17 protein-coding genes are annotated in these 19,657 nt (G+C 61.8%); 13 read left to right on the forward strand and 4 right to left on the reverse strand.

Features of this window, described 5'->3' with window-relative positions; all coding sequences use genetic code 11:
* Positions 1-256: 256 nt before the first annotated feature.
* Complete coding sequence (locus AB4N48_RS25950) at positions 257-1,180, forward strand: SdiA-regulated domain-containing protein (RefSeq protein WP_460094518.1); 924 nt, start codon at positions 257-259, stop codon at positions 1,178-1,180.
* 183 nt (positions 1,181-1,363) lie between these two features.
* On the forward strand, positions 1,364-2,281 hold the full coding sequence (locus AB4N48_RS25955) for an SdiA-regulated domain-containing protein (RefSeq protein WP_041476859.1): 918 nt from the start codon (positions 1,364-1,366) through the stop codon (positions 2,279-2,281).
* Positions 2,282-2,426: 145 nt separating this feature from the next.
* On the opposite strand, the gene rpiA is transcribed toward AB4N48_RS25955, so the two are convergent.
* On the reverse strand, positions 2,427-3,101 hold the full coding sequence (gene rpiA, locus AB4N48_RS25960; protein ID WP_007913886.1) for a ribose-5-phosphate isomerase RpiA: 675 nt from the start codon (positions 3,099-3,101) through the stop codon (positions 2,427-2,429).
* 317 nt (positions 3,102-3,418) lie between these two features.
* Between rpiA and ilvA the strand changes: the two genes are divergently transcribed.
* Together ilvA and AB4N48_RS25970 are read left to right on the forward strand one after the other, a co-directional pair.
* Complete coding sequence (gene ilvA, locus AB4N48_RS25965) at positions 3,419-4,933, forward strand: threonine ammonia-lyase, biosynthetic (RefSeq protein WP_460094519.1); 1,515 nt, start codon at positions 3,419-3,421, stop codon at positions 4,931-4,933.
* A 41-nt stretch (positions 4,934-4,974) separates the two neighbouring features.
* Positions 4,975-5,388, forward strand: a complete 414-nt coding sequence (locus tag AB4N48_RS25970) for a DUF2269 family protein (protein WP_076564472.1) — start codon at positions 4,975-4,977, stop codon at positions 5,386-5,388.
* A gap of 50 nt (positions 5,389-5,438) precedes the next feature.
* On the opposite strand, the gene AB4N48_RS25975 is transcribed toward AB4N48_RS25970, so the two are convergent.
* Positions 5,439-6,095: a histidinol-phosphatase gene (locus AB4N48_RS25975; RefSeq protein ID WP_460094521.1), complete on the reverse strand. Its 657-nt coding sequence runs from the start codon at positions 6,093-6,095 to the stop codon at positions 5,439-5,441.
* Positions 6,096-6,238: 143 nt separating this feature from the next.
* Between AB4N48_RS25975 and AB4N48_RS25980 the strand changes: the two genes are divergently transcribed.
* Both AB4N48_RS25980 and ptsP read left to right on the forward strand, forming a co-directional pair.
* On the forward strand, positions 6,239-6,718 hold the full coding sequence (locus AB4N48_RS25980; protein WP_003229203.1) for an RNA pyrophosphohydrolase: 480 nt from the start codon (positions 6,239-6,241) through the stop codon (positions 6,716-6,718).
* 22 nt (positions 6,719-6,740) lie between these two features.
* Positions 6,741-9,020, forward strand: coding sequence for a phosphoenolpyruvate--protein phosphotransferase (gene ptsP, locus AB4N48_RS25985; RefSeq protein WP_041476855.1), 2,280 nt, complete (start codon positions 6,741-6,743; stop codon positions 9,018-9,020).
* Between the two features lie 209 nt (positions 9,021-9,229).
* Here the strand turns inward: ptsP and AB4N48_RS25990 are convergent, their stop codons facing one another.
* Positions 9,230-9,976, reverse strand: a complete 747-nt coding sequence (locus tag AB4N48_RS25990) for an NRDE family protein (RefSeq protein WP_252877071.1) — start codon at positions 9,974-9,976, stop codon at positions 9,230-9,232.
* 130 nt (positions 9,977-10,106) lie between these two features.
* On the opposite strand from AB4N48_RS25990, the gene AB4N48_RS25995 reads away from it, so the two are divergent.
* From AB4N48_RS25995 to AB4N48_RS26005, 3 genes are all read left to right on the forward strand, one after another.
* The gene (locus AB4N48_RS25995) at positions 10,107-10,889 is read left to right on the forward strand and encodes a sulfite exporter TauE/SafE family protein (protein ID WP_095181309.1); all 783 of its coding nucleotides are present in this window, start codon (positions 10,107-10,109) and stop codon (positions 10,887-10,889) included.
* A 79-nt stretch (positions 10,890-10,968) separates the two neighbouring features.
* Positions 10,969-11,784, forward strand: coding sequence for a prolipoprotein diacylglyceryl transferase (lgt, locus tag AB4N48_RS26000; RefSeq protein ID WP_016772683.1), 816 nt, complete (start codon positions 10,969-10,971; stop codon positions 11,782-11,784).
* A 50-nt stretch (positions 11,785-11,834) separates the two neighbouring features.
* Complete coding sequence (locus AB4N48_RS26005) at positions 11,835-12,806, forward strand: thymidylate synthase (protein ID WP_076564469.1); 972 nt, start codon at positions 11,835-11,837, stop codon at positions 12,804-12,806.
* Between the two features lie 125 nt (positions 12,807-12,931).
* On the opposite strand, the gene cadR is transcribed toward AB4N48_RS26005, so the two are convergent.
* Positions 12,932-13,381, reverse strand: a complete 450-nt coding sequence (gene cadR / locus AB4N48_RS26010; RefSeq protein WP_016772685.1) for a Cd(II)/Pb(II)-responsive transcriptional regulator — start codon at positions 13,379-13,381, stop codon at positions 12,932-12,934.
* Between the two features lie 84 nt (positions 13,382-13,465).
* Here cadR and AB4N48_RS26015 point away from each other — a divergent pair, with 84 nt between their 5' ends.
* From AB4N48_RS26015 to AB4N48_RS26030, 4 genes are all read left to right on the forward strand, one after another.
* Positions 13,466-15,721: a heavy metal translocating P-type ATPase gene (locus AB4N48_RS26015; RefSeq protein ID WP_460094522.1), complete on the forward strand. Its 2,256-nt coding sequence runs from the start codon at positions 13,466-13,468 to the stop codon at positions 15,719-15,721.
* 13 nt (positions 15,722-15,734) lie between these two features.
* Positions 15,735-16,598: a LysR family transcriptional regulator gene (locus AB4N48_RS26020; RefSeq protein WP_252882835.1), complete on the forward strand. Its 864-nt coding sequence runs from the start codon at positions 15,735-15,737 to the stop codon at positions 16,596-16,598.
* A 234-nt stretch (positions 16,599-16,832) separates the two neighbouring features.
* Positions 16,833-17,909 carry a putative 2-aminoethylphosphonate ABC transporter ATP-binding protein gene (locus AB4N48_RS26025; protein WP_460094524.1) on the forward strand — a complete coding sequence of 359 codons (1,077 nt, stop codon included), beginning with the start codon at positions 16,833-16,835 and terminating at the stop codon, positions 17,907-17,909.
* Positions 17,909-19,633 carry a putative 2-aminoethylphosphonate ABC transporter permease subunit gene (locus AB4N48_RS26030; protein WP_305381705.1) on the forward strand — a complete coding sequence of 575 codons (1,725 nt, stop codon included), beginning with the start codon at positions 17,909-17,911 and terminating at the stop codon, positions 19,631-19,633. Before AB4N48_RS26025 ends, AB4N48_RS26030 begins: the two co-directional genes overlap by 1 nt.
* Positions 19,634-19,657 lie beyond the last annotated feature (24 nt).

Consider the following 19,657-nt stretch of genomic DNA (forward strand, 5'->3'; position numbering starts at 1 on the left):
GTGAGCTTTGTGGTGAGGGGATTTATCCCCGTTGGACTGCGCAGCAGGCCCCTCTTCAAGATCAAGAGGGGCGCGCTTCGCGCGCCAACGGGGATGAATCCCCTCGCCACAAGTGTGCTGCTGGCAAATGCACACGCCAATCCCGCCATTTCCCGTTTTTTTCACATCCTCTCTGGATAATTCCCGCGATTCTGGCGTCTCAGCCGGCCTCTTTGTGCTATTACCCTTGGCCTGAATTAACGGAACGCATCCCTCGATGGCATCTCGAACTCAGCAGAAATCCCCCTCCCGTTCGCGCTTCGTCCTGCGCTGGTATGTCTGGCTGTTGCTGGTCATCGCCGCAGCCTATGGGCTGGCGTTCGCCATGCATTGGGATGATCGCGGCGTGCTGTGGGTGCTGGAGCGCTTCGAGAGCAAGGCCGAGCAAAAGGAGAGTGTGTGGCTGCCGGATTATCAGGTGGTCATCGATGCCAAACCGCTGCCGGGTATGGAAAAGGACGAAGCTTCGGATCTGGCCTATAGCCCGCAGACCAAGACCCTGTTCGCGGTGATGGGCAAGAATGCCTTCCTGCTCGAGCTGACGCTTCAGGGCGACGTGTTGCGCAAGATGCCGTTGGTGGGCTGGAGCAATCCGGAAGGCCTGACGGTCATGGAAAACGGTTTGCTGGCCATTGTCGATGAGCGTGAGCATACCTTGTCGATCGTCAAGATCGACGCCGCGACTCGTGAGCTGAACATCGCCGATTTCCCGAAATACGACCTCGGGCCGTCGAAAGATCAGAACAAGGCGTTTGAGGCCATCACGTGGGATCCGCGCAATCAGCGATTGATTCTGGGGGAGGAACGCCCACCGGCGCTGTTCACCTGGAAAAGCGATGGCGGCCAGACCCTGCAGGGCGACAAGCAGAAGCTGGCGAGCGATCAGCTGGATCTGCGCAACCTGTCGGCGCTGGCTGTCGATCCGCGCACTGGCCATCTGCTGGTGCTGTCGGCGGATTCACACCTGTTGCTTGAACTCGACGAGGATGGCAAGCAAGTCAGCTTCATGACGTTGCTTGGGAATTTCAACGGTCTGAAAGACACCATTCCCCGCGCCGAAGGCATGACCATGGATGCGGACGGCACGCTGTACATGGTCAGCGAGCCGAACCTGTTCTACCGATTCGAAAAGCATCGGTGATGCCTTCCCTGTAGGAGCTGCCGCAGGCTGCGATCTTTTAATCTTGCTTATGAAAGTCAAAAAATCGCAGCCTTCGGCAGCTCCTACGGCGCTTGGCTTGTGATCTGAGGCAAGTGGCCATTAAGCTTCAGTTCAGACGGGCGTGATATTTCATCGGCCTGTCATGAATCCGAGCCTGCCTGAATGCGTCGACTTGCCCGCCCCAAACCGCTGATTCTCGTCCTGTTGATGATTGTCCTGATTGCGTTGATCGCGATCGGCCAATACCTGCGTCTGTTCGAGCGCGCCTGGTTCAACCTGCACACGCTGTGGCAACCGGTGAGCAGCGAGGCGATCGGGCTCGACCAGTATCGGGTGACGATCGAGGCGCGGCCGATCGAGGGGCTCGACGATGACGTCTCGGCGCTGACCTACGATCCGGTGCGCAAAAGTCTGTTCACCGTGACCAACAAGAATTCCGAACTGGTCGAATTGTCCCTGGAAGGCAAGATTCTGCGGCGCATCGCTCTGGTGGGGTTTGGCGATCCGGAAGCCGTCGAGTACATCAGTGCCGACACCTACGTGATCACCGACGAGCGTCAGCAACGCCTGATCAAGATCCACCTCGAGGCCGACACCACTTTTCTCGATGCCGAGGATGCCGAGCAAATGACCCTCGGCGTGCACATGTCCGGCAACAAGGGATTCGAGGGGCTGGCTTACGACTCGGTGGGCAAGCGGCTGTTCGTGGCGAAAGAACGCGACCCGATGCTGATCTACGAAGTCCACGGCTTCCCGCATTTCAAACCGGACAAGACCTACGCGGTGCACGTGATCAACAACCCCAAGCGCGATGCCGGGATGTTCGTGCGTGATCTTTCGAGTCTGCAGTACGACGAGCGCAGCGGGCACTTGCTGGCGCTGTCGGACGAGTCGCGCTTGATCATCGAACTGGATGTCGACGGGCGCCCGTTGAGCACCATGTCGATCAGCGGCGGGCGTCAGGGTTTGCAGAAAACCGTGCCGCAGGCGGAGGGAATTGCAATGGATGATGACGGCACGTTGTACCTGGTGAGCGAGCCGAATCTGTTTTACGTCTTCAAAAAACCGGCACAGCCCTAACCAACACCCCAAAACACTGTGGGAGCTGGCTTGCCAGCGATGAGGCCATCACTTTCAACATCATTGTTGACTGACAGGCCGCTATCGCTGGCAAGCCAGCTCCCACAGGTATTTCATTTGCCCACACCAATGTGGGCAGTCCGGCTTACTCAGCCTTGAGGGTTTTCACACCCTCACTCGTGCCCAGCAACAACAGATCCGCCGGACGCGCGGCGAACAGGCCGTTGGTGACCACGCCGACGATGGCATTGATCTGTGCTTCCAGCTCCACCGGGTTGGTGATCTGCAGGTTGAACACGTCGAGGATGATGTTGCCGTTGTCGGTCAGCACGCCTTCGCGGTACACCGGGTCGCCACCGAGTTTGACCAGTTGGCGGGCAACGTGGCTGCGGGCCATCGGGATGACTTCCACCGGCAGCGGGAACTCGCCGAGTACCGGCACCAGTTTGCTGGCGTCAGCGATGCAAATGAAAGTCTTGGCCACGGCGGCGACAATCTTCTCGCGGGTCAGGGCTGCGCCGCCGCCCTTGATCAGGTTCAGGTGCGCATCGCTTTCATCGGCGCCGTCGACGTAGAACTCCAGATCGCTGACGGTATTCAGCTCATACACCGGAATCCCATGGCCCTTGAGGCGCGCGGCGGTAGCTTCGGAGCTGGCGACCGCGCCATCGAACGCGCCCTTGTGCTGGGCCAGGGCATCGATGAAGCAATTGGCGGTGGAGCCGGTGCCGACGCCGACGATGCTCTTGTCGTCGAGTTTCGGCAGGATGAAGTCGACGGCGGCCTGGGCCACGGCCTGTTTGAGTTGATCCTGGGTCATGCGGGCTCCGGAAGCGGGCAAGGGTTGGGCAGAAAGGCCGGCATTATAGGCCTCGCGGTGGTACAGGGGGAAACAAGCTGTGGCGAGGGGATTTATCCCCGTTCGGCGACGCAGTCGTCGTAAAACCCAGGAACGCGGTGTGACTGAAAAAAAGCAGGGGAGCGCTTCGCACTCCAGCGGGGATAGATCCCCTCACCACAACGGTGCTCACTCAAGATTGGGTTTCCAGACCTTAAAACCACCTGTTTAGTGTGGTCGCCTCGGCAAAAGGCGGGTTAGACTCGCTGGTCCCGCCCAATCGCCAGTGATGCTTTCCGATGCTCGAACAGTACGTCAAAAAGATCCTCACCTCGCGCGTTTATGACGTTGCCGTAGAAACCCCGCTGCAGAACGCCCGCCAGCTCTCCGAGCGGCTGGGCAATGACATCTGGCTCAAGCGCGAAGACTTGCAGCCAGTGTTCTCGTTCAAGATTCGCGGCGCCTACAACAAGCTGACGCAACTGAGCGACGAAGAGCGCGCCCGCGGCGTGGTCACCGCGTCGGCGGGCAATCATGCGCAGGGTCTGGCTCTGGCGGCGAAAGTGTTGGGCGTCAAAGCCACCATCGTCATGCCCAAGACCACCCCGGAAATCAAAGTCGAAGGCGTGCGTTCGCGCGGCGGCAAAGTGGTGCTGCACGGTGACTCGTTTCCGGAAGCGCTGGCCTATTCGCTGAAACTGGTCGATGAAAAAGGCTACGTCTACATCCACCCGTACGACGATCCGCACACCATTGCCGGGCAGGGCACCGTGGCCATGGAAATCCTGCGTCAGCACCCGCAACCGCTGGATGCGATTTTCGTCCCGGTCGGCGGGGGCGGGCTGATCGCCGGTATCGCGGCTTACGTGAAATACCTGCGTCCGGACATCAAGGTAATTGGCGTCGAGCCGGACGATTCCAACTGCCTGCAAGCGGCAATGGCAGCGGGCGAGCGCGTGGTTCTGCCGACTGTCGGCATCTTCGCCGACGGCGTGGCGGTGGCGCAGATCGGCCAGTACACCTTCGAGATCTGCAAGGATTACGTCGACGAAGTGATCACTGTCAGCACCGACGAGATCTGCGCAGCAATCAAGGATATCTACGACGATGCCCGCTCGATCACCGAACCTGCCGGCGCGCTGGGCGTGGCCGGGATCAAGAAGTACGTCGAGCAACGTGGCGTCAGCGGCCAGACTTTCGTCGCCATCGACTCCGGCGCCAACGTCAATTTTGACCGCCTGCGCCACGTCGCCGAGCGCGCCGAACTGGGCGAAGGTCGCGAGGCGATCATCGCCGTGACCATTCCGGAAAAGGCCGGCAGCTTCAAGGCGTTCTGCGAAGCCATCGGCAAGCGCCAGATCACTGAATTCAATTACCGCTACAACACCGGCAGCGAAGCGCACATCTTTGTTGGCGTGCAGACCCACCCGGACAACGATCCGCGCAGCGCCTTACTGGCGAGTCTGACCGAGCAGGGGTTCCCGGTGCTCGACCTGACCGACAACGAGCTGGCCAAGCTGCATATTCGCCACATGGTCGGTGGCCGCGCGGCGCAGGTGGTCGATGAAGTGGTGCTGCGCTTCGAATTCCCGGAGCGTCCGGGCGCGTTGTTCAACTTCCTCAACAAGCTCGGCGGGCGCTGGAACATCTCGATGTTCCACTACCGCAATCACGGCGCAGCGGACGGTCGCGTGGTCGCCGGCCTGCAAGTGCCGCATGACGAACGTCATCTGGTGCCGGCGGCGCTGGCGGAAATCGGCTATCCATACTGGGATGAAAGCGATAACCCGGCCTATCAGCTGTTTCTCGGCTGAGCGGCTACGCTGATGGGCATGGATCTACGGAAGAGAACGACATGGAAACCCTGACCACCCTGAAAGTCCTTCACGTCGCGGCGACCGTGGTCATCCTCGCGAGCGGGCTGGGGCTCGCCGCCTTGACCTGGCGTAATCGCAGCGAAGGCCCGGCCAGTACGATGCGCCGTCCCTGGCTGTTTATCTGGTGCCTGATGCTGATCGGCATGCTCAGCATGCCTTTCACCGGCTGGTGGTTGGTGCACCTGGTGGGCTGGCCATTGGGCCAATTGTGGATACTGGGATCCAGCGTGATCTACGCCGTGGCGACGTTCAGTGCGGTCTGGCTGCTGGTCCGGCTGGATCGGTTGTGGACAAGCGGGGTGGGCAATCGCAAGTTCAATCTGGCGCTGGCGATTGTCAGCGGCGTCGGATTTGTCGCCATCGCGGCGTTGATGGGGGCCAAACCGGTTTAAGGCTTGAGGCCGAGTTGACCCCCATCGCTGGCTTGCCAGCGATAGCAATCTCAGCCGCGCAACGAAATCACCGGCCAGCCACGCTTCTCGGCCTCGGCCCGCAGATTCGGATCCGGGTCCACCGCCACCGGATTCGCCACCTGCTCCAGCAGCGGCAGATCATTCATCGAATCGCTATAGAAATAGCTGTCCTCGAGCGAATAGCCGGTGTCTTCCAGCCAGCGATTGAGGCGCGTGACCTTGCCTTCGCGGAAGCACGGGATGTCGGTGCTGCGCCCGCTGTAGCGGCCGTCGATCATTTCGCATTCGGTGGCAATCAGGGTTTCCACGCCCAGGCGCACGGCGATCGGTGCCGTCACGAAACGGTTGGTGGCGGTGATGATCACTAGTTTGTCGCCGGCATCGCGGTGCTTCTTCAGCAGCTCCAGTGCCTTGGGCAGCACGATCGGCTCGATGCAGTCGCGCATGTAATCGCTGTGCCATTGCTCAAGCACGGCCATTTCCGTGCGGCCGAGAATTTCCAGGCAGAAGTTCAGGTAGGCGGCGTTGTCCAGCTTGCCGGCCAGGTAATCCTGATAGAACTCGTCGTTACGCGCCTTGTAGGCGATCGGGTCGAGGAAGCCGCGCTCGCACAGATAATCGCCCCAAGCGTGATCGCTGTCGCCGCCCAGAAGGGTGTTGTCCAAATCGAATAAAGCCAGGCGCATTGCAGTTACCCGCTGAAAAGTCAGTAAAAAGGCGACAAGAATACGGTCTTTTCACAAGAGTGCACATAAGGTAGGAACCTTCGTTGCCGCCTGATCAAGCTTTGTGGAACAATGCGGCGACATGCGTTTGCGAGGTTGTTGCCGTGATCGACCCCGATGGTTTCCGCCCCAATGTCGGGATCATTCTGACGAATGACGCCGGCCAGGTGCTATGGGCTCGCCGTATCAATCAGGACGCCTGGCAGTTTCCGCAAGGGGGGATCAACCCCGAGGAGACGCCGGAAGACGCCTTGTACCGCGAGCTGAACGAAGAAGTTGGCCTGGAACGTGAAGATGTTGAAATACTGGCCTGTACCCGAGGCTGGTTGCGCTATCGTTTGCCGCAACGCCTGGTGCGTACCCACAGCCAACCGCTGTGCATCGGCCAGAAACAGAAATGGTTCCTCCTGCGCCTGATCTCCAACGAGCAGCGGGTGCGGATGGATCTGACCGGTAAACCGGAGTTCGATGGCTGGCGCTGGGTCAGCTATTGGTATCCGTTGGGCCAGGTGGTGACATTCAAGCGCGAGGTGTATCGACGCGCTCTCAAAGAGCTTGCCCCGCGCCTTTTAGCGCGCGACTGACGACGGAGTTCGACCCCGAGCCATGCTCAATACGCTGCGCAAGATCGTCCAGGAAGTTAACTCCGCCAAGGATCTCAAGGCGGCGTTGGGGATTATTGTGTTGCGCGTCAAAGAGGCCATGGGCAGCCAGGTCTGCTCGGTCTACCTGCTTGATCCGGAAACCAATCGCTTCGTCCTGATGGCCACCGAGGGCTTGAACAAGCGCTCGATCGGCAAGGTCAGCATGGCCCCCAACGAGGGTCTGGTCGGTCTGGTCGGCACGCGTGAAGAACCCCTGAATCTGGAAAACGCGTCGGTTCACCCGCGCTATCGCTACTTCGCCGAAACCGGTGAAGAGCGTTACGCCTCGTTCCTCGGTGCACCGATCATCCACCACCGCCGCGTCGTCGGCGTGTTGGTCATCCAGCAGAAAGAACGCCGCCAGTTCGACGAAGGTGAAGAAGCCTTCCTCGTGACCATGAGCGCGCAGCTTGCCGGTGTGATCGCCCACGCCGAGGCCACCGGTTCGATCCGTGGTCTGGGCCGGCAGGGCAAGGGCATTCAGGAAGCCAAGTTCGTCGGCGTACCGGGTTCGCCGGGTGCTGCCGTCGGTACCGCCGTGGTCATGCTGCCGCCGGCGGATCTGGACGTGGTGCCGGACAAGACCATCACCGACATCGACGCTGAGCTGGCGCTGTTCAAGACTGCCATCGAAGGCGTGCGCGCTGACATGCGCGCCTTGTCCGCCAAACTCGCGACCCAACTGCGCCCGGAAGAGCGCGCGTTGTTCGACGTCTACCTGATGATGCTCGACGATGCCTCGCTGGGCAGCGAAATCACCACCGTGATCAAGACGGGGCAGTGGGCTCAGGGCGCGCTGCGTCAGGTGGTCACTGAGCACGTCAACCGTTTCGAACTGATGGACGACGCTTACCTGCGCGAACGCGCCTCGGACGTCAAAGACCTTGGCCGCCGTCTGCTCGCCTATCTGCAGGAAGAGCGCCAGCAGAATCTGGTCTACCCGGAAAAAACCATTCTGGTCAGCGAAGAGCTGACGCCGGCGATGCTCGGCGAGGTGCCGGAAGGCACGCTGGTCGGTCTGGTTTCGGTACTCGGTTCGGGTAACTCTCACGTCGCGATTCTCGCCCGAGCCATGGGCATTCCGACAGTGATGGGCCTGGTCGATCTGCCGTACGCCAAGGTCGACGGCATCGAAATGATCGTCGACGGCACCCGTGGCGAGGTCTACACCAACCCGAGCGAAGTGCTGCGCAAGCAGTTCGCCGAAGTCGTCGAAGAAGAGAAACAACTGGCGCTGGGCCTCGACACCCTGCGCGACCTGCCGTGCGTGACCCTCGATGGCCACCGCATGCCGCTGTGGGTCAACACCGGCCTGCTCGCCGATGTGGCGCGGGCGCAGAAGCGTGGCGCCGAAGGGGTCGGTCTGTACCGCACCGAAGTGCCGTTCATGATCAACCAGCGCTTCCCGAGCGAGAAGGAACAGCTGGCGATCTACCGCGAACAGCTCGCCGCGTTCCACCCGCAACCGGTGACCATGCGCAGCCTCGACATCGGCGGTGACAAATCGCTGTCGTACTTCCCGATCAAGGAAGACAACCCGTTCCTCGGCTGGCGCGGTATCCGCGTCACCCTCGACCACCCGGAAATCTTCCTCGTGCAGACCCGCGCGATGCTCAAGGCCAGCGAAGGCCTGAACAACCTGCGGATTCTGCTGCCGATGATCTCCGGCACTCACGAACTCGAAGAGGCCCTGCACCTGATCCACCGCGCCTGGGGCGAAGTGCGCGACGAAGGCACCGACGTGCCGATGCCGCCGATCGGCGTGATGATCGAGATCCCGGCAGCGGTGTACCAGACCAAGGAACTGGCGCGGATGGTCGATTTCCTTTCGGTCGGCTCCAACGACCTGACCCAGTACCTGCTGGCGGTAGACCGCAACAACCCGCGCGTCGCCGACCTCTACGACTATCTGCACCCGGCGGTGCTGCAAGCCCTGCAAACCGTGGTCACTGACGCCCACGCCGAAGGCAAACCGGTGAGCATCTGCGGCGAGATGGCCGGTGATCCGGCGGCGGCGGTGCTGTTGATGGCGATGGGTTTCGACAGCCTGTCGATGAACGCCACCAACCTGCCGAAGGTGAAGTGGATGTTGCGTCAGGTGAACCTGAGCAAGGCCCAGGAGATGCTGGCCGAACTGATGAAGATCGATAACCCGCAGGTTATCCACAGCTCGCTGCAACTGGCGCTGAAGAATCTCGGGTTGGCCAAGATGAATTCGCCGGTGGTGACCAAGGCTCTCTAAAGATCAAAGGCCCCTCACCCTAGCCCTCCCGAAACGTCGGACCGCCCAGAGGGAGAGGGGACTGATTGGGGGATGCTGCAGAACTCCGTCGACCTGTAAGTGCTTTGCTGAATCCATAATCGACTCGATCTCTCAGGTCGATGTATACCGCAAGGCACTTCGGTCGGCCCCCTCTCCCTCCGGGAGAGGGCTGGGGTGAGGGGCTGCTGTTAGACACAAACCTCAACTTCCCCGAGATGCCCGCCATACGGCCCAAAACTGCGCTCCACCATCCGCCGCGTTCCGTCCGCCTGCACAACCAACGCTGTACTCGCCCGCGTGCCATAACTCTGGCTGGCAATAAACACGCTCGACAACAATGCTTCCGTCGCCATGCCCACCCCGGTATCCGGCAACTCCGCCTCGGGGGCGGTCTGTGCATCGCTGAGCAGGGTCAACAAGCGCTCAGGCTGCGGATCATCCAGTACCGCGCTCAACGCCGCCCTGGCCTTGAGCAGTTTCGGCCACGGCGTATCCAGCCCCGCGTTGGATAACCCATAAACTCCAGGCTGCAACATCACCGGCTCTGACGCCCGCGCATTGAAGTGCCACAACTCATGGGCATTGCCCAGCAGCAGATTGAACCCGGCATATTCGGCGGCACGACCCACCACATCGCTCAAATAATCATCAATCGACAGATCGCCCGCAAGAAACCGCGCCACCAGCTCGCCCCGGGATTTGGTCGCGGGCGGCTGTTGCGGATCGCGGATATTGGTCAGCGCGGCGAAGCGTCCGTTGCTGCCGATCCCCAGCCACGTGCCGCCGGCTTCAAGATCGCGCCCGGCATGCACATGCGGCGCCTCGGGCCACGGCGCCAATGGCAGGCTGGGGCGGGCGTAGAATTCGTCGCGGTTGGCCGCGACGATCAGCGGCTGGGCATGGTCCGGGCGCCAAGCGAAAACAATCAGGCACATAAGGTGGTCCTTGTGTGTTTTTTGCCCACTCTACGCATCCGGCGTCCGTGCATCCATCGCCAGTGGAGCAGAAGGCTGCGCATCCGTTAACATGCCGCTCCTGTTTTGCCGATGCGTGCTGGAGACGGTCATGGAATTTCTGCTCTACCTGGCGCTCGGTGCCTGTGCGGGCGTGCTCGCCGGGCTGTTTGGCGTTGGCGGCGGGATCATCATCGTCCCGGTGCTGGTGTTCAGCTTCACTTTGCAGGGCTTCGATCAGTCGATTCTTACGCATTTGGCGGTAGGGACGTCGCTGGCGACGATCATATTCACCTCGGTCAACGCCGTGCGTGAACATCACCGTCGCGGCGCGGTGCGCTGGGCGATTTTTCGCTGGATGACCGTGGGCATTCTGCTCGGCGCCGGTTTCGGGGCGCTGACTGCTGAAGCGATCTCCGGGCCGAACCTGCAAAAGATCATCGGCGTATTTGCCCTGGTGATCGCCGTGCAGCTGGCGCTGGACGTCAAACCCAAGGCCAGCCGAACGGTACCGGGCAAACTCGGTCTGACCGCTGCCGGTACGGTGATTGGCTGGGCCTCGGCGATTTTCGGTATTGGCGGCGGCTCGCTGACCGTGCCGTTTCTGACCTGGCGCAGCGTGCCGATGCAGCAGGCCGTGGCGACCTCGTCGGCCTGTGGCCTGCCGATTGCCTTGGCCAGCGCGTTAAGTTTCATGATTCTGGGGTGGCACGATCCGTTGTTGCCGGCCCATAGTCTCGGTTTTATTTATCTGCCGGCATTGTTGGGCATCGCCCTGACCAGCATGGTCTTCGCTCGGCTCGGCGCGCGTCTGGCGCACAGGTTGTCGCCGCGCTTGCTGAAAAGGCTGTTCGCCGCTTTGCTGTTCTGCGTGGGTTTGAGCTTTCTGCTCTGACCGCGTGGCAATCCTGGCTTAATCCTGAGGTGGCAGCGTCACCCGGGAATTTTGCTTTCAACTCTAACAAGGAGTCGCAATGCTGCCTTACCCGCAGATCGACCCGGTGGCCCTGGCCATCGGTCCGCTGAAAATCCACTGGTACGGTCTGATGTACCTGATCGGCATCGGCGGCGCGTGGCTGTTGGCGTCGCGCCGGCTCAACCGCTTCGACCCGACCTGGACCAAGGAGAAACTCTCCGATCTGGTGTTCTGGCTATCGATGGGCGTGATCGTTGGCGGCCGTCTGGGTTACGTGCTGTTCTATGATCTGAGCGCGTACCTGGCCAACCCGACGCTGATTTTCGAAGTGTGGAAGGGCGGCATGTCGTTCCACGGCGGATTCATCGGCGTGATGCTCGCGGCCTTGTGGTTCGGCAAGCGCAATGGCAAGTCGTTCTTCCAGCTGATGGACTTCGTCGCGCCGATGGTGCCGATCGGCCTGGGCGCCGGGCGCATCGGCAACTTCATCAACGCCGAGTTGTGGGGCAAGGCGACCGACGTGCCTTGGGCGATGGTGTTCCCGCCGTTCAGCGATCCGGCGCAGTTGCCGCGCCACCCGTCGCAGCTGTATCAGTTCGCCCTCGAAGGCGTGGCGCTGTTCCTGATCCTGTGGATCTTCTCGCGCAAACCGCGCCCGACCATGGCGGTCTCCGGCATGTTCGCGCTGTTCTACGGCATCTTCCGTTTCATCGTCGAGTTCGTCCGCGTCCCGGATGCTCAGCTCGGCTACTTGGCGTGGAACTGGCTGACCATGGGTCAGGTGCTCTGCGTGCCGATGATTGTCGGCGGGCTGTTGCTGATCTGGCTGGCCTATCGTCGCGCCCCGGCAGCGCCGCTCGCGCCGACGGCTTAAACTACGAACCCCGGCGCGCGACGCCGGGGCTCCAAGGACACAGGTACCTCATGAAGCAATATCTCGAACTGGTCTCGCACGTCATTCAGAACGGCACCAAACAGGCCAACCGCACCGGTATCAACACCATCAGTTTCCCGGGAGCGATGCTGCGTTTCGATCTGCAGGAAGGCTTCCCGGCGATCACCACGCGCAAAATGGCCTTCAAATCGGCCATCGGCGAGATGTGCGGCTTTCTGCGTGGCGTGAACAACGCCGCTGAATTCCGCGCGCTGGGCTGCAAGGTCTGGGACCAGAACGCCAACGAAAACGCGCAGTGGCTGGCCAACCCGTTCCGTCAGGGCGACGACGACCTCGGTGAAATCTACGGCGTGCAATGGCGCAAGTGGCCGGCGTACAAGCAGATCCCGCTGAGCAACACCGCTGCCATCGAACAGACCCTGAGCAACGGCTACAAGCAGATCGCTCAGGGCGAAGAAGACGGCCAGGCCTACGTCGTGCTGTACAAGGCGATCGACCAGGTACGCCAGTGCGTCGACACGATCATCAAGGATCCGGGCAGCCGCCGCATTCTGTTCCACGGCTGGAACGTCGCCCAGCTCGATGAAATGGCCCTGCCGCCATGCCACCTGCTGTACCAGTTCCACCCGAATGTCGAGACCAAAGAGATTTCTCTGACCCTCTACATCCGTTCCAACGATCTGGGACTGGGCACGCCGTTCAACCTCACCGAAGGCGCCGCACTGCTGAGCCTGATCGGTCGCCTGACCGGCTATACGCCGCGCTGGTTCACCTATTTCATCGGCGATGCGCACGTCTACGAAAACCACCTGGACATGCTCAACGAACAGCTCAAGCGCGAGCCGTTTGCCATGCCGAAACTGAAAATCTCCGACCGCGTGCCGGAGTTTGCCAAGACTGGTGTATATCAGCCGGAGTGGCTGGAGCTGGTGGAACCGAGCGATTTCTCGCTGGAAGGCTACGAGCACCATCCGCCGATGACCGCGCCGATGGCGGTCTAAACCACACCGCAATATCCCTGTGGGAGCGAGCCTGCTCGCGAAGAGGGCGTGTCAGTCACAGATGTGTCGACTGATACACCGCTTTCGCGAGCAGGCTCGCTCCCACATTTGTTTTTGCGGTGTGCTTAGTGGCCGTGGCTACGGCCGACGTGGGAATGCTCAACTTCGGTTGCGACAACCCCGCCACTCACTTCCAGCCGCTGCAAGATCCCGCATTGATCCGCCTCCGGCCCTTCGCCACAGCGTTGGCGCAGGTCGAGCAGTTGTGTCTGCAAGGCCAGCAAGCCATCAATCCGCGCCTTCACATGCTGAATATGTTCGTCGATCAGCGCATTGACGCTCTCGCACTGATCCTGCGGGCTGTCGCGTAGGGCGAGCAGGCTGCGGATTTCTTCGAGGGTCATGTCGAGGGTGCGGCAGTTGCGGATGAAGGTCAGGCGCTCGGCGTGGGCTTGGGTGTAGACGCGATAGTTGCCGTCGCTGCGCGCCGGTTCCGGCAGGAGGTTTTCGCGCTCGTAGTAGCGGATGGTTTCAACCGCACAGTCGGTGAGTTTCGCCAGTTCGCCGATCTTCATGACCGCCATCTCCAAAAGGGTGCTTGACCCTATAGTGGCTACAGGGTCTTTACTTGGCAACAGGCACCTTCATGGACGCGACCAATGAGCGATTCCCTGCACACCCACAAGCCCGGCGACGGTCACGATCACAGTCATAAATTGCAGCCCGTGCATAAACATGCGCATGGCGGCGATTCCTGCTGCTCGTCAAAAGCCGCCGCACCTGCGCGGGTGCAACTGAGCGAAAAGACCAGCGCCGACGCGCGCCTGAGCAGCTTCCGCATCGAGGCAATGGACTGCCCGACCGAGCAGACGCTGATCCAGAACAAACTCGGCAAACTGGCCGGGGTGCAGCAACTGGAATTCAACCTGATCAACCGCGTACTTGGCGTGACCCACAATCTGCCGGGCACCGAGCCGATCACCGAAGCGATCAAGTCCCTCGGCATGCACGCCGAGCCGCTCGAGGCGGGTGTCGACGCGCCAGTACCGGCAGCGGTGAAAAAACACTGGTGGCCATTGGCGCTGTCCGGCTTGACCGCGCTGGGCGCCGAAGTCATTCATTTCACCAGCGCCGCGCCGGACTGGGTGGTGGCAGTCGTTGCGCTGGTGTCGATCCTCAGCGGCGGCCTCGGCACTTATAAAAAGGGCTGGATCGCCCTGAAGAACCGCAATCTCAACATCAATGCGCTGATGAGCATCGCCGTGACGGGCGCGATCCTCATCGGCCAGTGGCCGGAAGCGGCGATGGTGATGTTCCTGTTCACCGTCGCCGAGCTGATTGAGGCGCGCTCGCTGGATCGTGCACGCAATGCGATCAGCGGCTTGATGCAGATGACCCCGGAGCAGGCCACGGTATTGCAGGCTGACGGCAACTGGCGCGAACAAGAGGTAAAAAGCGTCGATCTCGGCGCCCGCGTGCGGGTGAAACCCGGCGAGCGCATCGCGCTGGACGGCGCGGTGGTCAGCGGCAGCTCGACCATCGACCAAGCGCCGATCACCGGCGAAAGCCTGCCGGTGGAAAAAACCGTCGGTGACAAAGTCTTCGCGGGCACCATCAATCAGGCCGGTTCGCTGGAATACACGGTGACCGCTGCGGCGAACAATTCGACCCTGGCGCGGATCATTCACGCCGTCGAACAGGCCCAGGGCGCGCGGGCGCCGACGCAGCGTTTCGTTGACCAATTCTCGAAAATCTACACCCCGGCGGTCTTCGTCTTCGCCTTGGCCGTGGCGATCATCCCGCCGTTGTTCATGGGCGCGGCGTGGTTCGACTGGATCTACCGCGCGCTAGTGTTGCTGGTGGTTGCCTGCCCGTGCGCACTGGTGATTTCCACCCCGGTGACCATCGTCAGCGGCCTCGCGGCAGCCGCGCGCAAGGGCATTCTGGTCAAGGGCGGCGTGTATCTGGAGGGCGGCTTCAAGCTTGATTATCTGGCGCTGGACAAGACCGGCACGATCACCCACGGCAAACCGGTGCAGACCGATTACCTGTCACTCGACCCGACGGCCGATGCCAGCGCACCGGCAATCGCCGCCGCGCTGGCCGGGCGCTCCGATCACCCGGTGTCGCTGGCGATTGCCAACGCCGCTGTGGATAAAAACCTCGCCGCGCTGACTGTGGATAACTTCGCCGCGCTGGGCGGGCGGGGCGTCAAAGGCGACATCAACGGCCAGACTTATCACTTGGGCAACCATCGTCTGGTCGAAGAGCTTGGCCTGTGCTCACCGCAGCTGGAAGAGAAGCTGTTCGCCCTGGAAAAGCAGGGCAAATCCGTGGTGTTGCTGCTCGACAAATCAGGCCCGCTGGCGCTGTTCGCCGTGGCCGACACGGTCAAGGAAACCAGCCGCGAAGCGATTCGTCAGTTGCATGAACTCGGCGTGAAAACCCTGATGCTGACCGGCGACAACGTCCACACCGCGCAAGCGATTGCCGCCCAGGTCGGCATCGACGAGGCGCGCGGCGATTTGCTGCCGACCGACAAGCTGCAAGCGATTGAAGATTTGTACAAGCAGGGCCACCGGGTCGGTATGGTCGGCGATGGCATCAACGACGCCCCGGCACTGGCCCGCGCCGAGATCGGTTTCGCCATGGCCGCCGCCGGCACCGACACCGCGATCGAAACCGCCGATGTCGCACTGATGGACGACGATCTGCGCAAGATCCCCGCATTCATCAGCCTGTCGCGCAACACCGCCAGCATCCTGAAACAGAACATCGCACTGGCGCTGGTGATCAAGGCGATCTTTCTTGCGGTAACCTTTGCCGGGCTCGCCACCATGTGGATGGCGGTGTTTGCCGATATGGGTGTGAGCCTGCTGGTGGTGTTCAACGGTTTGCGCCTGCTGCGCAAATAGATGAGGAAAGACTGTGCTGAGTGCCGAGCTGAAAGCGTTTTACATGGTCGCCCGCTTGGGCAGCATTACGCTGGCGGCGAAAAAACTCGGCCTCAGCCAACCGACCGTGACCACGCAGATCCGCAATCTGGAAAGTCAGTATTCGGTGGAACTGTTCTACCGGGGCGGGCGCCGTTTAAGCGTCAGTGACGAAGGCGCGCGCTTGCTGCCGATGGTCAAGACCCTGTTGCAGCAAGAGGCCGACATCGAGTTTTTCCTGCGCAACAGCGGCCAGGTGCAGGGCACGCTGCGCATTGCCGCGACGGCGCCCTATTACATCCTCGATCTGGTGAAGACCTTCCGCGAGCGTTTGCCGCAGGTGGAAGTGTCGGTGGAGATCGGCAATTCGCAGCAAGTGCTGGAAGCGCTGGAGGATTACCGCGTGGATGTCGCGGCGTCGTCACAGCTGCTCGACGATGCGCGGTTGATTCGCCGGGTACTCGGCACCGATCCGCTGGTGCTGGCGGTGCATCGCAGTCATCCGTTGGCGGCGCAGGAACATGTGACGCTGAACGCGCTGGCCGGGCATACGTTGTTGATGCGCGAGCCGGGTTCGACCACGCGGCGGTTGACCGAAGAGTTGCTGGCCAGCGCCGGGGTCAGTTTCGGGCCGTTGCTGGAGATCGGCAGCCGCGAGTCGATCCGCGAAGCGGTGCTGCGCAATATCGGCATCAGCATCATCGCCCGCCAGGAAGTGCCGCATGATCCGCAGTTGCGCGTGCTGACCATCGAGAATGCGCCGCAGATTCCGGAGTATCTGTATTGCCTCAAAGAGCGCAAGGGTGCGCGTCTGCCGGCGGCGTTCCTCGGCTTGGCACAAGAGATGTCTCCGGCATGAGACCTTCAATGTCTGAGAAGGCCTCTTCGCGAGCAGGCTCGCTCCCACATTGGATTTGGGTTGTGAACACGATCCCCTGTGGGAGCGAGCCTGCTCGCGAAGGCGTCAGCCCAGGCAAAACACAATCTGAACCAAAATCCCCGAATACCACTATCAGCCGTTTTTGCCTCGCTGCCACATGACGGACGCATTACAACTCTAGGATTGGCCTCATCCGTTTGATGAGGCCTGTCCATGAATCCTGCCATCGCAACTGCCCTGACCAACCCCGGCGCGCCAATGAAAGTGCGCGGCGTGCACAAGCGTTTCGGTGCGTTCACTGCGCTGGACAACGTCTCCCTCGACGTCGCCGCCGGCGAACTGGTGTGTCTGCTCGGCCCGTCGGGCTGTGGCAAGACCACGTTGTTGCGCTGCATCGCCGGGCTGGAGCAGCAGGACAGTGGCGAGCTGTACCTGGGCGATCGCGATGTCTCGCACCTCGCCCCGCAAGCGCGGGATTACGGGATTCTGTTCCAGTCCTACGCGCTGTTCCCCAACCTGACGGTCGAGGCGAACATTGCCTACGGCCTCGCCGGCAGCGGTCGCGATGAAGTGCGTCGTCGTGTCGGCCAGATGCTGGAACTGGTCGGCCTCACTGGCAGTGAGAAAAAATACCCCGGCCAACTGTCCGGCGGTCAGCAACAGCGGGTCGCGCTGGCTCGCGCATTGGCGCCGGCCCCGTCGCTGCTGTTGCTCGACGAACCGATGTCGGCCCTCGACGCGCGGGTGCGCGAGCATCTGTGCACCGAGCTGCGTCAGCTGCAACGCAACCTCGGCATCACCACGCTGATGGTCACGCACAATCAGGACGAAGCGATGTTGATGGCCGATCGCATCGCCGTGATGAACAACGGCCGCGTCGAGCAGTACGCCACGCCGCAGGAAATTTACAACCGTCCGGCCACGCCGTTCGTGGCCGAGTTTGTCGGCCAGGGCAACTGGCTGCCGTTTCAGCGCAGCAGCGACAGTCACGCCCGGGTCGGCGGGATGAATCTGCGCCTGGCCGAGGGCAGCGTACACGGCGCTTCGGGTCGACTGTTCTGCCGCCCGGAGGCGATCAACGTCAATCCGCTGGTGCACGAAGAGAACCTTTTCCCGGCCAGGGTTCGCGAAATCACTTTCCTCGGCAATCGCTGCCGGATGAGCTTCGAACTTGATCAATTGCCGGGCCACGCACTGCTCGCCGAAATCGCGCCAGAAGCCATGCCGCGCCTCGGCGCCCAGCAGATCATGGTCGCCTTGCCGCCGCGCAGTTTGCAGGTGTTCGCCTGATGAACAGCAACCTCGCGCTGCCGCTACCGCACAAGCAGGTGCGACAGTCCTCGGAAGCCGAGATCGGTGATCGCCTGTTCGTGGTCGGCGGGAAAATCCTCCTGCTGGTGTTGCTCGGCCTTGCAGTGCTGCTGCCCTTGCTGGCGATCTTCTGGCGCGGCTTCAGCAATGACGCCGGGCAGGGCGGTGGCTGGCTCGCGGCGAAGGAGTTGGTGACCAGCGCCAATTTCCACTGGTTGCTCGGCAACAGCCTGAAAGTGTCCCTCAGCGTGGCGGCCATTGTCGTACCGCTGGCCTACCTGTTTGCCTACGCGCTGCAACGCACGCTGATTCCGGGCAAAGGCATCTGGCGCGGGATCTCCCTGCTGCCGCTGATGGCGCCGTCGATGCTGCCGGGAATTGCGCTGGTCTATCTGTTCGGCAATCAGGGCATGCTGCGTGGGCTGCTCTCGGACAATATCTACGGGTTCTGGGGCATTGTGCTGGGTGAGGTGATCTACACCTTTCCCCATGCGCTGATGATTTTGCTCTCGGCATTGTCGCTGGCCGATGCGCGGCTGTTCGATGCCGCATCAAGCATGGGCGCCAGCCCGGCCAAGGCGTTTCGCAGCATCACCTGGCCGGCGACCCGCCAGGCGGTGTTCGCCGCGTTCTGTCTGGTGTTCACCCTGACTATCACCGATTTCGGTGTGCCGGTGGTGGTCGGTGGCGACTATCAAGTGCTGGCGCTGGAGGCCTACAAAGCCGTGGTCGGCCAGCAGCAATTCGGTCGCGGCGCGTTGATCGGCATGGTGCTGTTGCTGCCGGCGCTGTTCAGTTTCGGTGTCGATGCCTGGTTGCGTCGCCGCCATGGCGACTCCATGAGCGGACGCGCGCAGGTGTTCAAACCGCTGCCGTCCAGGCTGCGCGACGGCTGCTATCTGGCGATCGTTTTGCTGATCAGTGCGGCGTTGATCCTGGTGTTCGGCATGGCGGTGTTTTCGTCGCTGGTGAAGTTCTGGCCGTACAACCTGTCGCTGTCGCTCAACCACTATCAGTTCAACGAGACCGCCGGCGGTGGCTGGCTCGCCTACGGCAACAGTCTGAAGATGGCTCTGGGCACGGCGCTGATTGGCAGCGTGCTGATTTTCACTGGCGCCTATCTGATGGAGAAAACCCGCACTCAGCGCGGGCTGAACCTGGCTTTGCGCATGCTCAGCTTCGTGCCGATGGCGGTGCCGGGGCTGGTGCTGGGCCTGGGTTACGTCTTCTTCTTCAACCTCAGCGGCAATCCGCTGCACGTGCTCTACGGGACGATGACGCTGCTGATCGTCTGCACCATTGCGCACTACCTGACCACCGCACAAATGACCGCGACCACCGCGCTGCGCCAGCTCGATGCTGAGTTCGAGGCTGCGGCGCTGTCGCTGAAGGCGCCGCTGTACCGGCATTACCTGCGCGTGACCGTGCCGATCTGCCTGCCGGCGCTGCTGGACATCGTGCGCTACCTGTTCGTCTCGGCAATGACCACGGTTTCCGCCGCGATCTTCCTCTACAGCCCCGACACCATCCTCGCGGCGGTGGCGGTGCTGAACATGGACGATGCCGGCAACGTCGGCGGCGCGGCGGCGATGTCGACCCTGATTCTGTTCACTTCGGCCGGCGTGTCCTTGCTGCTGGCGTGGGCTTCGCGCGGCTTGCTGCGCCGTTCCCAGGCCTGGCGGCAAACCGCGCCCGGTCACTGATTGCAACTCCGTTCAACTCATCTA

The organism is Pseudomonas sp. S2_C11 (genome assembly GCF_054668395.1).